Source organism: Aquisalinus flavus (genome assembly GCF_014640095.1).
GTDB lineage: Bacteria > Pseudomonadota > Alphaproteobacteria > Caulobacterales > Parvularculaceae > Aquisalinus > Aquisalinus flavus.
In genome coordinates, this window is record NZ_BMGH01000002.1 from 122,218 (window position 1) to 134,493 (window position 12,276).

The window sequence follows — 12,276 nt, forward strand, 5'->3', positions numbered from 1 at the left end:
TCACACTGAACAGTTATGAACCAGTACCACTTCATCGACCGCCGCAAGAACCCGAAGGGCAAGTCGCTCGGCAACCGCCAGCGCTTTCTCAGGCGTGCCAAGGCGCAAATCAAGGAAGCGGTGAACAAGTCGCTGCGCGACCGCTCGGTCAAGGATCTCGACTCGTCGGGCAAGATCTCCATCGGCACCAAGTCGACGGCGGAACCGCGCCTGTCCCATGACCGCCAGCGCGGTGCGCGCGGCCATGTCCATCCCGGCAACAAGGAATTCTCCGAGGGCGACCGCATCAAGAAGCCCCAGGGCGGCCAGGGCGGCGGCGGCAGGGACGCGTCGGACTCCGGCGAGGGCGAAGACGATTTCTCCTTCACCCTCACCCGCGACGAATTCCTCGACATCTTCTTCGAGGACCTGGAACTGCCCAACCTCGTCAAGACCTCCCTGAAGGAAATCAAGAGCTACAAGCTGAAGCGCGCCGGCGTGACCAATTCCGGCTCGCCGACCAATATGAACATCATCCGCACGATGAAGAATGCCCATGGCCGCCGCCTCGCCCTGAAGCGGCCCTCGACCGGCATCATCAACGAGCTGAAGGAGCGCCTGTTCACGCTGGAGCGGATCGCCCAGCCGAATGAAGACCAGATCGCGGAAAAGAAGGCGGTCCTCGCCGAGCTCGAACAGCTCGAGGCGCGCCGCCGCTGGGCCCCCTATATCGACCCGCTCGACGTGCGCTTCAACGCCTTCGAGCCAAGTCCGGTGCAGACCACCGCCGCCGTCATGTTCTGTCTGATGGACGTCTCCGGTTCCATGGGTGAGCGCGAGAAGGACCTCGCCAAGCGCTTCTACATGCTGCTCTACCTGTTCCTGCAGCGGCGCTATGAAAAGGTCGAGGTCGTGTTCATCCGCCACACCCATCATGCCGAGGAAGTCGACGAGGAGACCTTCTTCTACTCGCGCCAGTCCGGCGGCACCATCGTCTCGACCGCGATCGAGGAAATGCAGCGCATCCAGAAGGAGCGCTATCCGACCGATGAGTGGAACCTCTATGTCGCGCAGGCCAGTGACGGCTACACGCAAAGCGGCGATGCCCGCCGCTGCGTGCAGATCCTGAACGAGGAACTGCTGCCCGTGCTTCAGTACTATGCCTATATCGAGATCCTCGACGAGCGAGAGATGGGCGTCTTCGCCGACCCCGACGCCGGCGCGGAGCTGTGGCGCGCCTATCGCTCGATCAGGGACAAGCGCTTCGCCCAGACCCGCATCGCCAAACCGTCCGACATCTTCCCGGTCTTCCGCGAACTTTTCGGCAAGGACAGGGGGGCGGCGTGAGACTTTCCCTGTTGCGTTTTACCGGTCTTGCCGCTGCTGCCCTGTTCATGACCTGCGGGACCGCGGCGGCAAATGAAGACCCGGCCAGCACGCGCGACCAGATCGAGGCACAGATCATTCCCGCGGTTACCTTTACTGGCAACACTCTGCCGACCCTCGCTGAGCGACGTACCCATTATGGCGTGCCAACAACGTCCCTCGCGGTGATCCGCGATGGAAAAGTTGCCTGGACCGGGGTGTGGGGCGAAGGTGTCAGTGCACAAACTGTCTATCAGGCAGCCTCCCTGTGCAAGGCGGTGTCGACCGCCGCGATCCTGTCCGCGGCCATGGCCCACGGCGTCGCCTTCGACGAGGATATCGCGCCCTACCTTTCCAGAATCGACCTCGATGCGATCCGCCCTGCCGGGACTGTGACGACGCTGGCCGCCCTCCTCTCCCACACTGCCGGGGCCAGCGTCAGCGGGTATCCCGGCTATGCGTCTGGAAGCGAATTGCCGGGTACGGTCGAAATCGTCACTGGCTCTGACCGAACCAACACGCAAGGCGTGACGATAGAGGCGAACCCGGAGGGCAATTTCGCCTATTCCGGCGGCGGCTATCAGATCGCCCAGCTGATGATCGAGGATGTGACCGGCGAGCCCTTTTCTCTGCTGGCGGAAAAATATGTCTTCAAACCCCTACGCATGAACAGCTCGACCTATGAGCAGCCCTTGTCAGCCGATTTTCTGGTAGCCCACGATGTGGCATCCGGCAACAGGGTGGCGGGCGTGCCAGTTGATGGTGGCTGGCATGTTTATCCTGAGCAGGCCGCCGCCGGGCTGTGGACAACGCCTGCGGATTATGCGCGATTTTCCGCCGCCCTGATGGGCGCAGCCGCAGGGGCCTCCGATACAGGCCTCAGCCCCACCGTCGCCAAGGCCATGCTGACCCAGGCAGCGCCGGATTATGGCATCGGCGTCGGCCTTGTCTTTGATGAAGAAACGGGTGAACGCCGCCTGCAGCAAGGCGGCTCGACGCAAGGCTACAAGACCTTCTTCGCCGCCTGGCCGGATCGCAATGACGCCATCGTCGTCATGAGCAACAGCGATTCATCGGCCCTGTTCAATCAGGAGATTGTGCGCTCTGCCGCTGCCGTCTATGGCTGGCCCGCCGCCTCTTCGCGCACGGTAACCGAAATTGATCCGGAGCCGGCCCTGTTGGAAATGATCGCCGGTACTTACGAGACCGCCGACGAGCGTTTCGCTTTTTCCGTCGCGCCGGAAGGCAATCGTCTGCGTGGCCGAAACAGTCGCGCGCCATTCACCCTTGCGCATCTCGGCGAAGGTCTGTTCATCGATGTCGATGATGGAGCGGAGCTGACTTTCCGCCAGACGGAGACCGGCTGGATTGCAGACGACGGCACAAACTCATACACTCAAGCGAAGGCTGTCAGACCATGACCAGCGCCTCTCCCCTATCCGACACCCTCCTCTTCCAGGATGCCGACTGGAATTTCGACCTCCTGAAAAAGGCCTATGACGCCTGCGAGGAGGTAGCGCTGAACGATCTCGGGCTCGATGTCTATCCCAACCAGATCGAGATCATCACCTCCGAACAGATGCTCGATGCCTATTCCGCCCACGGCATGCCGCTGATGTATCGCCACTGGTCCTTCGGCAAGCATTTCGCCCGCGACCAGCAGATGTATCAAAAGGGCTGGACCGGCCTTGCCTATGAGATCGTGATCAATTCCGATCCCTGCATCGCCTATCTGATGGAAGAGAACACGATGACCATGCAGACGCTGGTCATCGCCCATGCCTGTTTCGGCCACAACCATTTCTTCAAGAACAATTATTTGTTCCGTCAGTGGACGGATGCGTCGTCGATCCTTACCTATCTCGACTTCGCCAAGAAATATATCGCCCGCTGCGAGGACGAATACGGCATCGAGGAAGTCGAGGCGATCCTCGACGCCGCCCATTCGCTGATGGATCAGGGCGTGTTCCGCTATAACCGCCCGCCGAAACTATCGGAGTCCGAGCGCATCGAGAAGATCCGCGCCCGGGCCGAGCATGAGCGCGAGACCTTCAACGATCTCTGGCGCACCCTGCCGAGCACCCATGAGAGCGAGCACGAGGTCGAGGAACGCCAGCTGGAGGTCCGCAATATCAAGCTGCCGGAGGAAAACCTGCTCTATTTCATCGAGAAGGCAAGCCCCGTCCTGATGCCGTGGCAGCGCGAGCTGGTCCGTATCGTGAGGAATATCGGCCAGTATTTCTATCCGCAGAAACAGACCAAGGTGATGAATGAGGGCTGCGCCACCTTCGTCCACCATTACATCATGCACAAACTGCATGAGCAGGGGAAAATCTCTGACGGGTCCCTGCTCGAATTCCTGCACTCCCATTCGTCGGTCATCTTCCAGCCGGAATTCGACGACCAGCGCTATTCCGGCATCAACCCCTATGCGCTCGGCTTTGCCATGATGGAAGACATCAAGCGCATGTCGACCGCGCCCACGCATGAAGACCGCGAATGGTTCCCCGACATCGCCGGCAAGGGCGACTGGCGCGCCGTGCTGAAAGACGCCTGGGCCAATTTCCGCGACGAGAGCTTCATCCAGCAATATCTCTCACCCAATGTCATGCGCCAGTTCCACTTCTTCGCGCTGCAGGACAAGGCATCGAACAACCACTATCTCGTCGACGCGATCCATGACGAGCGCGGCTTCCGTCGCCTGCGCGAGCGCCTGTCGAAGATGTATGATCTCGGCGAACACGACCCGAACATCCAGGTCGTCGGCGCCGACCTCGACAGCGACCGCACTCTCCATCTGCAGCACACGGTCTATAATGGCCGCACCCTGTCGAAACAGTCCAGGGACCAGGTCATGGTCCACCTGACCCGGCTGTGGGGCCACAAGGTCGATCTGGCCGACGTCGAGGCCTGAGGGGCGACAAGAGATTACCCTGTCACACCGGTGCACAGGCCGGGATACACCGCGATATTGTCATACCGCGCCACCAGCGTGACATAGTTGCCGTCTTCGTCCTTCGGTGCCCAGCTCGGGTCATTGCCGCCATGAAAGGTCGAGAACAGGAACTGCGTGATCTCGGTCGCCGCACCAAAATCGGTCCGGTACGTCACATCGCCCAGCTCATTGACCAGATCCCCATTCAGATAGACGCGGCTTGACCCCGGCGTGCCGTCTTCCCCGTTCAGCACCACATGCAGCGCCACGCGGTTCCAGGTGCCGGGCGTGAACGTCGCGTCGCTCAGGGCCGCGCCATCCTCGCCATATTTGCCGGGCTGACCCTGATGATAGACATAATTGACCGGCCCGCCGCCGGCCCGCCACATCACGCGCGATGACCAGCCATCGGCCCGTATCGGGTCGCCGCCCGTCACGGGGCGGTCGGGGCCCAGCCCGTGCATTTTCCCGCCCCTGACGAACTGGAAGCTGTCCGGCAGCCAGACATCGTAGCGCAAGGTAAAGTCCGTGCCCGCCAGCGGCAGGTCATGTCTTACGACGATCCGTTCACTGCCCTTTTCGCTGCCGACATAGCTGGCGGCAAGCGCGTGCCCGCCATCGGCGTTCTTCGCCACCGTCAGCAGGGGATGCCTTTCAAGAGCCCGGCGCAACGGCGTATCCGCCTCCATGTCCTCCAGCAAGACCGGTGCAGCACAATCTGCCACCGGGTCTGCCGCCATTGCCGCGCCTGCCGACACCAGTGACAGCACACCCATCCCGAAACCGTCCATGATCTGCCTTTCCCGTAAACGCGATGGCCAACCCTAACCCATAGCGCCTGTTTGCGGAACCAAGGCAATACGGGCGCCGTTTGCCCTGTATGAAACAGTACTTTTCAATCACGCTGATATCGGCTGCTCTCGCCCTGTCCGCCTGCGGTCAGGACAGTGCCGACAATTCGGTCCTCGCCGAAGGCGTCGCAACCAACGGGTATACGGAATATGAGAACGAGCGGTTCGGTTTCCTGATCGGTTATGCGGGCAGCCGCTTCACCCTGCAGGATGCGCCCCAGAACAATGACGGCCGCGTGCTTGACGGGCCCGAGGGCTCGACCCTGCGCGTCTTCGGCACCAACAATGCTCTCGGCCTGACCTTCGATGAGCAGATCGCGCGGGCAAGCGACAGCCTGTCGGAAATCCTGACGCAGACCCGCAGGGATGACAGCTGGTATGTCGAGGCCCGCGACCATGACGGCCAGTGGGTTGCCCTGAAGCTGATCCATGCCGGCCCGCAGCGCCTCGTCACCGCCCGTTTCACTGCGGCCGGCGAGGCAAGCGACGCCTTGCGCGAGACCGGCCGCATCGCCGTGCACTCGCTGCAGGTACGTAATGACAGCTGAGAAACGAAGCCCCTGCCGGGGCATTCTCCGCTTTCAAAAGCGTCACTGGTGCTTTTGATCTGCCGCTTTGATTGAAAGGAGGCAGACCAGCTACGAATGGAGCGGGTGACGGGAATCGAACCCGTAACTTAAGCTTGGGAAGCTCGCGTGATACCTTTTCACCACACCCGCTGCACGTCGGCTGATGCCGGGTCACCCTCTATAGCGGCCTGCCGGGATGATGAAAAGAGGGAATTCACCGACGCCAAACGCGCTCTGCCAGCGTTTCACCATCGCGCGAGAGGCCGCATTTGCCCTTGGCTTTGCGCCCACACGCTGTAAGTCTCTCCCGATGCCAGACGGACTGACACACGAGAAATTTTCCCACCCCGACGTCACCGCCAGGGGCGAGACGCGGGCGAGCGTCGCCCTGCGTCAGTTGGAGACGCTATGGCTGAACACCGGTACGCTGTGCAATATCGAATGCGCCAATTGCTATATCGAGTCCTCGCCGAAAAACGACCGGCTGGTCTATCTGACGGCAGCCGACTGCGAGCCGTTCCTCGACGAGGCGCTCGATTTCGGCACGCGCGAGATCGGCATTACCGGCGGCGAGCCGTTCATGAACCCGGATATCATCCGCATCTGCGAGATGGCGCTGGAGCGCGGCTTCGAGCTGCTCGTGCTCACCAATGCGATGAAACCGATGATGCGCCCGCGCGTGCAGGCGGGCCTGCTTGACCTGCAGCGCCGCTTCGGCAGCCGGCTGACCCTGCGCATCTCCATTGATCACTATACGAAGGAATGCCATGAGGAGGAGCGCGGCCCGGGCACCTTCCAGCCGACCCTTGACGGCATGGCCTGGCTCGCCAGCCACGGCTTCCGCCTCGCCGCGGCGGGCCGGACCATGTGGGGTGAGCCGGAGGAAGAAGAGCGCGCCGGCTATCGCGCCCTGTTCGAGCGCCTCGGCGTCGATATCGATGTCAACGATCGGGCCCGGCTCGTGCTGTTTCCCGAGATGGACGATGGCGGTGACCCGCCGGAGATCACCACCGACTGCTGGAGCATCCTGAACAAGAACCCTGACAGCGTGATGTGTTCCTCCTCGCGCATGGTCGTCAGGCACAAGGGCGCAGAGCGTCCCGCCGTGCAGGCCTGCACGCTGCTTGCCTATGCGCCCGAATTCAATCTCGGCGCGACGCTGGAACAAGCCTCGCGCCCGGTCAAGCTCAACCACCGTCATTGCGCCACGTTCTGCGTCCTCGGCGGCGGCAACTGTTCGGGATGAGGCATATTCAAGACTCTCCTCACCCTGAGGTGGCCGCGTAGCGGCCCACGAAGGGCGGAAAGGGATAATCATGACGGATACGGACAACCAAAGAGACAAGGACGGGCGCGAGATCGCGCTGGAGGCTCGCGCCGGCGAAGAAGACCGCCTGTTCTCCCCGTCAGCCGCGCGCAACCGCGAAGCGATCCGTGAAGCCTTCCTGCGGCATATGCCCGACGAAGGCCTGATCGTCGAGATCGGCTCCGGCACCGGCGAGCACGCCGTCGAAATCCTCAAAGCCGCGCCGGACCTGATCTGGCAGCCGAGCGATCCCGACGCGACCTCGCGCCGCTCCGTCAATGGCTGGGCCCGGCACGAGGCGCTCGCCAATCTGCGCCCCGCCCTTGATCTCGATGTGACCCAAGCCGGCTGGTGGCGACAGATAGAGCGGCCCATCGCGGGCATCGTGTCGATCAACATGATCCACATCGCGCCCTTTGCGGCAGCGGAGGGTCTCATCGCCGGGGCCGGTGCCAAGCTCGCCTCTGGCGGCAAGCTGTTCCTCTACGGACCGTTCAGGCGCAACGGCCATACGGCCCCCTCCAATCTCGATTTCGACCGCTCGCTTAAATCGCGCGACCCGTACTGGGGCGTGCGCGACCTCGACCTCGAGATCATCCCCCTCGCCGACCGGCACAACCTGTCGCTCGAGGCGGTGATCGAGATGCCGGCCAACAATCTCTCCGTGATCTTTGCCCGCCGCTGATTGCCATGGGAGCAGACATGAAACCATTGCTGAATCTCATCGCCGGACTGGCGGTTAGCTTGGCACTTGCAGCTACCGCGAAGGCGCAAGACAGGAAATCCCTTGATGATTATCGCTGGAGCCACCGCCCCGTCCTGATGTTCCATGACGGCAAGGATGCGGCGTGTCTGCTCTGCGAGATGGGCTTTCGGGACGAAGTGGCAGACGGGTTCATTGATCGCGATATCATCTTCATCGAGGTGACTCCGGATGGCACCCGCAGCTGGGTCGATGGCGGCTCTGGCGGTGCCTTGGCTGAAACACCGGAACGTCTTCGAGAACGGTTCGGAGTAGAGGAAGCCAGTTTTACCGCCATCCTCATCGGCAAGGATGGCGGCGAGAAGGGTCGCTGGACCGAGCCGCCATCCTGGGAAGACGACATCTTCCCGCTGATCGATTCCATGCCCATGCGCCGGCGCGAGTTGGGCGACGACTGACCAGTAGAAGACGACTGAGCAACAAAAAAGGCGGTCCCCTCGGACCGCCTTTTTAGATTGTCTGTGTTCAGCAGGGCCTAGCGCGGGGCCAAGACCATCATCATCTGACGGCCTTCCAGTTTCGGGTGCGCCTCGATCTTGGCGATATCCTCGAAATCTTCCTGCACGCGTTTCAGCAATTCCATGCCACGTTCCTGGTGGGCCATTTCCCGGCCGCGGAAGCGCAGCGTCACCTTGACCTTGTCGCCATCGTCGAAGAAGCGGCGCATCGCCTTCGCCTTGGTCTCGTAATCATGATCGTCGATATTCGGACGCATCTTGATTTCCTTGATCTCGACGATCTTCTGCTTCTTCTTGGCTTCAGCTTTTTTCTTCTGCTGCTGATATTTGAACTTGCCGTAGTCGAGCAATTTGCAGACCGGCGGCTTCGCTGTCGGGGAGACCTCTACGAGATCGAGACCGGCCGCGGCGGCCATATCCCTGGCCTCGTCGGTCGAGATGGGTCCGTGCTTTTCACCATTGTCGTCGATGACGAGGACTTCGGGGACACGGATCTGTTCATTGACGCGCGGCCCATCCTGTTTGACGGGCTGTGCGCTCATTGGTCTGCGGGCGATAATGCTATCTCCTTCGGTTGCTGCGGCCAAATTGTTATCATTGCAGATATTAAAGAAAACAAACGGTCGAAAGTTCCCGGATCGTGAACTTGCGAACGCTCATTGTCTGAACGAGACAGTATATAAGCCCGACGCGGGCGGCAATCAATCGCAAACAGCCCGGCGGTCAGCGCTGATCCGTCAGGTCCGGTCTGGCCCCGGTCAGGCAAATCGTGCTTCTTTCGGCGTGTTCTCGCCGCGCGGCAGCAGGCCCATCGCCTTCAGCATCATCACCGCGCTCTCCGGTTCGATCTGCGGCACCTCCGTCCCGACCAGGTTGACGATCCTGTGGCCATACAGAATGTCGGCCTGCTGGTAATCCTGGCGCGACACGAGCAGGACGCCGGGACAGCCAAGTGAGAGGATCAGGTGCAGTTCCTCGGTCACGCCGGAAACGAAGAAGGCCGCATCCTTGGCGAGCGCCGCAAGCTGGGCAAGATCGGTCTTGTCGGTCAGGTCGACCAGCGCCCGGGCCCCGCCCTCCGGCCCGTTACGGACCATCAGCTGGCTGACTTCATTGCCGAAAGTCTTCATGTCGGCATTGCCGACCAGCACCGGGCTGATGCCCCGGCGCACGAGTTCGGAGGCAACTTCGGCATAATGCTCCGCCGGCCAGCGCTGGTCGGGATCGCGCGAGGGCAGCAGCAAGGCATAGCGCCCGGTAATGCCGTACCACGACGGCTTCATGTTGGCGGCGTCCTTGCGGCCCTTCAGCGCCCAGGACAGGTCCGGCAGGCGCTGCGGCACCTCGATGCTGGCATCGGCGAGGATCGAGCGCATCTGCGACGGCGCGAAGGATGGCGCCAGCGACAGCCCGTCACGGGTCTGCTTTATCACCCGGCGCGGGCCGATCCATTGCGCGCCCCGCCAGCCGGTCAGCGCGCGGCGGATTTCCTGGGAGATCGGCGTGCCGTCGAGATCGTAGATGCGCGAATAGCCCTGGCGTTTCAGCTGGGTCAGGAAGGTCTTCTTGGCCTCCTTGTCCTTGAACTGGCCGACAGCGAGCACCCGGTCGAAATAGGGCGCACCCTTGGCGAGGCGGCCGAACTCATGGGTCGTCAGCAAATCGACCGGCTGGCCGGCATGGGCCGCGCGGATGGCGGAAAAGGCGGGTTCTGCCTCGACGAACTGGCTCAGCCCCGTGCCCTTCAGAATGAGAATGCGTGAATTCTTCGCCACCATCAAAACCCTCAAAAACCCTAATCAGTCGCCTGTTTTCAGCACATCAAGACCCAGCGTCCCCACACCCAAGCCCCCCAGATCCAAGGCCCCCCAGACCCAAGGCCCGGCAGTAGACTTGCAAGGTGCGTTCCGTCATCCGCGCAACGGAGAAATTTTCCGCCGCATTCTCTCTCGCCGCCGCGCCGATCGCCTGCCGTTCCGGCCCGCTCAGCGCGGCAAACGCCGCGATCCTCTCGGCCAGCGCCGCCGCATCCCCCGGCGAATAGAGCCAGCCCGTCTTCCCCTCGACCACCGTCTCCATCGCCCCGCCATGGCCCGTCGCGATGACCGGGCGGGCCATCGCCTGCGCCTCGATCGCGACCCGGCCGAACGCTTCCGGCCGGCGCGAGGCGGAGATCACCAGATCCGCCCAGCTCAGCGCCGCCGGCATGTCGTCGCAATTGCCGGGCAGCAGGATCACCTGCTCCAGCCCCGCCGCGCCGACCGCCTGTTCCAGCGCGGCGCGATAACCGGACCGGCCCTGGTCACTGCCCGCCAAAACTATCCGCAAATCGCCCGCTTGGCGAGTCTCCCGCAAGATTTGCGCCGCTGCAATCAGGTCGTGTTGCCCTTTCCACTCGGTCAGGCGCCCCGGCAACAGGATTTTCAGTTTCTTGCCGCCGTCCCACGCCTTCTCGATCGCCTCGACCCGGTCGACCGTCACCTTGTCGGGCGAAAACCGCCGCAGGTCGGCGCCGCGATGGATCACGATGAGACGCGACGGGTCGGCCAATGGCCTGGGGCTGTGTTCGGCAAGCACCGCCGCGGCGGTATGGTGTGAATTGGCGATGACATAATCGCCCCGCGCCATGATCGCGTTATAGGCCCGCTTCAGCCCCGATCTGGCGCGATAGATGCCGTGATAGGTGGTGATGAACGGCACGCCTGCGGCCCGCGCGGCCGCGTGAGCGCTCCACGCCGGCGCCCGCGAGCGCGCATGAACGAGGGCCACGCCCTCGGCCCGGATCAGCTTTTCCAGCCGCACACGGTTCTGATGCAGCACCAGCGGGTTCTTGGAGGCCACCGGCATCTCGATATGACGCGCGCCGAAGCCTTCCAGTTCGGCGACCATAGGCCCGCCCTGCGAGACGACCAGCGCCCTGCCGCCCACGGCGATCACCGCTTCGGCGACTTCGAGAGTCGTGCGCTCCGCCCCGCCTGTTTCCAGTTCGGGAATGACCTGCAGGATCGTCCTGCCCTCCAGCCCGGCGTTCACACGATCTCTCTTTGAATACCAATCATGCCACAGCCATAGGAACCGGCCCGGCAAAACACAAGCGCCGCGATAGCGAACACCGCCCGGCGCGGGTTCCGCAATGCCGCGGATACGCCTATCGTGCCCGCATGACAGACACACCCTCCTTCCTCAAGCGCGACGGCCAGCCCGATATCGCCTACCGCCAGCAAGCCGGCACAGGCCCGGGCGTGCTCTGGCTCGGCGGCTATGCCAGCGACATGCGCGGCACCAAGGCCGCCTTCCTGGCCGACTGGGCCGCCCGTCATGGCCGCGCCTATACCCGCTTCGACTATGCCGGCCATGGCGAGAGCGGCGGTGATTTCGAGGCGGGCGGCATTGGCGACTGGGCGCAGGACGCGCTCGCCGTGCTGGATCAACTGACCGACGGCCCGCAGATCCTCGTCGGCTCATCCATGGGCGCCTGGGTCGCCTGCCTGCTCGCCAGATGGCGGCCTGAGAAAACCGCCGCCATGCTGCTGATTGCGCCAGCGCCGGATTTCACCGCCGAGCTGATGTGGCCAAGCTGGGACGAGGTCACCCGCCAGACGGTGATGAGCGCCGGCCGGGTCGAAATCCCGTCCGCCTATGATGACAGCGTCATGATCTATACCAGAAAGCTGATCGAGGATGGCGAGGCCAATCGTGTCCTGTCGGACCCGCTCGATATCGACGTGCCGGTGCGCATCCTCCAGGGCATGGAAGACGACACCGTACCATGGCGACACGCGGTGCGCCTCGCCGAGCATATCAGCACGGACAATGTCATCCTGACCCTGATCAAGAAAGGCGATCACCGCCTGTCAACGCCGGACGACCTGGACCTGCTCGCCGAAGCGCTGGAAGCATTGTCAAAAATTACTTTCACTGTTTAAAAACTCGATTTTCTTAATTATATTTCAAGGGGCTGACCTAGGACTTTGATGATCTTGCGTATGGTTTGAGCCATTTCCGGAGGGTTTTCAAGAGCTGATCGGGCGGCCCGTAATTGAAGCGCCA

At 62.6% G+C, this 12,276-nt stretch carries 12 protein-coding genes and 1 tRNA gene; 8 read left to right on the top strand and 5 right to left on the bottom strand.

Going from position 1 to position 12,276, the window contains the following annotated elements:
* Window positions 1–15: 15 nt before the first annotated feature.
* From IEV88_RS15100 to IEV88_RS15110, 3 genes are read left to right on the top strand one after another with little or no spacing between them, the layout of a single operon-like run.
* Window positions 16–1,326, top strand: a complete 1,311-nt coding sequence (locus IEV88_RS15100; protein WP_188160594.1) for a YeaH/YhbH family protein — start codon at window positions 16–18, stop codon at window positions 1,324–1,326.
* A complete protein-coding gene (locus tag IEV88_RS15105) occupies window positions 1,323–2,765 on the top strand; it encodes a serine hydrolase domain-containing protein (RefSeq protein ID WP_188160593.1) in 1,443 nt (480 codons plus the stop codon). The genes IEV88_RS15100 and IEV88_RS15105 overlap by 4 nt, the downstream gene beginning before the upstream one ends.
* On the top strand, window positions 2,762–4,258 hold the full coding sequence (locus IEV88_RS15110) for a SpoVR family protein (RefSeq protein ID WP_188160592.1): 1,497 nt from the start codon (window positions 2,762–2,764) through the stop codon (window positions 4,256–4,258). Before IEV88_RS15105 ends, IEV88_RS15110 begins: the two co-directional genes overlap by 4 nt.
* 14 nt (window positions 4,259–4,272) lie before the next feature.
* On the opposite strand, the gene IEV88_RS15115 is transcribed toward IEV88_RS15110, so the two are convergent.
* Window positions 4,273–5,070, bottom strand: coding sequence for a polysaccharide lyase (locus tag IEV88_RS15115; protein ID WP_188160591.1), 798 nt, complete (start codon window positions 5,068–5,070; stop codon window positions 4,273–4,275).
* A gap of 89 nt (window positions 5,071–5,159) precedes the next feature.
* On the opposite strand from IEV88_RS15115, the gene IEV88_RS15120 reads away from it, so the two are divergent.
* Window positions 5,160–5,678 (top strand): hypothetical protein, encoded by a 519-nt coding sequence (locus tag IEV88_RS15120; RefSeq protein ID WP_188160590.1) that lies wholly within the window; start codon window positions 5,160–5,162, stop codon window positions 5,676–5,678.
* A 97-nt stretch (window positions 5,679–5,775) separates the two neighbouring features.
* On the opposite strand, the gene IEV88_RS15125 is transcribed toward IEV88_RS15120, so the two are convergent.
* A tRNA-Gly gene (locus IEV88_RS15125) sits at window positions 5,776–5,849 on the bottom strand.
* Window positions 5,850–6,009: 160 nt separating this feature from the next.
* Here IEV88_RS15125 and IEV88_RS15130 point away from each other — a divergent pair.
* From IEV88_RS15130 to IEV88_RS15140, 3 genes are all read left to right on the top strand, one after another.
* Entirely contained in the window at window positions 6,010–6,945 is a 936-nt protein-coding gene (locus IEV88_RS15130; RefSeq protein WP_188160589.1) for a radical SAM protein, read from the top strand.
* A gap of 70 nt (window positions 6,946–7,015) precedes the next feature.
* The gene (locus IEV88_RS15135) at window positions 7,016–7,690 is read left to right on the top strand and encodes a DUF938 domain-containing protein (RefSeq protein WP_188160588.1); all 675 of its coding nucleotides are present in this window, start codon (window positions 7,016–7,018) and stop codon (window positions 7,688–7,690) included.
* 17 nt (window positions 7,691–7,707) lie between these two features.
* Complete coding sequence (locus tag IEV88_RS15140; protein ID WP_188160587.1) at window positions 7,708–8,166, top strand: DUF4174 domain-containing protein; 459 nt, start codon at window positions 7,708–7,710, stop codon at window positions 8,164–8,166.
* A gap of 77 nt (window positions 8,167–8,243) precedes the next feature.
* Here the strand turns inward: IEV88_RS15140 and infC are convergent, their stop codons facing one another.
* From infC to IEV88_RS15155, 3 genes are all read right to left on the bottom strand, one after another.
* The gene (gene infC / locus IEV88_RS15145; protein ID WP_188160586.1) at window positions 8,244–8,768 is read right to left on the bottom strand and encodes a translation initiation factor IF-3; all 525 of its coding nucleotides are present in this window, start codon (window positions 8,766–8,768) and stop codon (window positions 8,244–8,246) included.
* A gap of 216 nt (window positions 8,769–8,984) precedes the next feature.
* Window positions 8,985–10,004, bottom strand: a complete 1,020-nt coding sequence (locus tag IEV88_RS15150) for a glycosyltransferase family 9 protein (RefSeq protein WP_188160585.1) — start codon at window positions 10,002–10,004, stop codon at window positions 8,985–8,987.
* A gap of 43 nt (window positions 10,005–10,047) precedes the next feature.
* Window positions 10,048–11,259: a glycosyltransferase family 4 protein gene (locus IEV88_RS15155; protein ID WP_206711395.1), complete on the bottom strand. Its 1,212-nt coding sequence runs from the start codon at window positions 11,257–11,259 to the stop codon at window positions 10,048–10,050.
* A 128-nt stretch (window positions 11,260–11,387) separates the two neighbouring features.
* On the opposite strand from IEV88_RS15155, the gene IEV88_RS15160 reads away from it, so the two are divergent.
* Entirely contained in the window at window positions 11,388–12,152 is a 765-nt protein-coding gene (locus IEV88_RS15160) for an alpha/beta hydrolase (protein ID WP_188160584.1), read from the top strand.
* The last annotated feature ends 124 nt before the right edge of the window (window positions 12,153–12,276 follow it).

What these genes read in the sequence shown, in the direction of transcription:
- IEV88_RS15100 (WP_188160594.1), top strand. Translation starts at nt 16, where the DNA reads ATGAACCAGTACCACTTCATCGACCGCCGCAAGAACCCGAAGGGCAAG.
- IEV88_RS15110 (WP_188160592.1), top strand. Translation starts at nt 2,762, where the DNA reads ATGACCAGCGCCTCTCCCCTATCCGACACCCTCCTCTTCCAGGATGCC.
- IEV88_RS15115 (WP_188160591.1), bottom strand. Translation starts at nt 5,070, where the DNA reads ATGGACGGTTTCGGGATGGGTGTGCTGTCACTGGTGTCGGCAGGCGCG.
- IEV88_RS15120 (WP_188160590.1), top strand. Translation starts at nt 5,160, where the DNA reads ATGAAACAGTACTTTTCAATCACGCTGATATCGGCTGCTCTCGCCCTG.
- IEV88_RS15130 (WP_188160589.1), top strand. Translation starts at nt 6,010, where the DNA reads ATGCCAGACGGACTGACACACGAGAAATTTTCCCACCCCGACGTCACC.
- IEV88_RS15135 (WP_188160588.1), top strand. Translation starts at nt 7,016, where the DNA reads ATGACGGATACGGACAACCAAAGAGACAAGGACGGGCGCGAGATCGCG.
- IEV88_RS15140 (WP_188160587.1), top strand. Translation starts at nt 7,708, where the DNA reads ATGAAACCATTGCTGAATCTCATCGCCGGACTGGCGGTTAGCTTGGCA.
- infC (WP_188160586.1), bottom strand. Translation starts at nt 8,768, where the DNA reads ATGAGCGCACAGCCCGTCAAACAGGATGGGCCGCGCGTCAATGAACAG.
- IEV88_RS15150 (WP_188160585.1), bottom strand. Translation starts at nt 10,004, where the DNA reads ATGGTGGCGAAGAATTCACGCATTCTCATTCTGAAGGGCACGGGGCTG.
- IEV88_RS15160 (WP_188160584.1), top strand. Translation starts at nt 11,388, where the DNA reads ATGACAGACACACCCTCCTTCCTCAAGCGCGACGGCCAGCCCGATATC.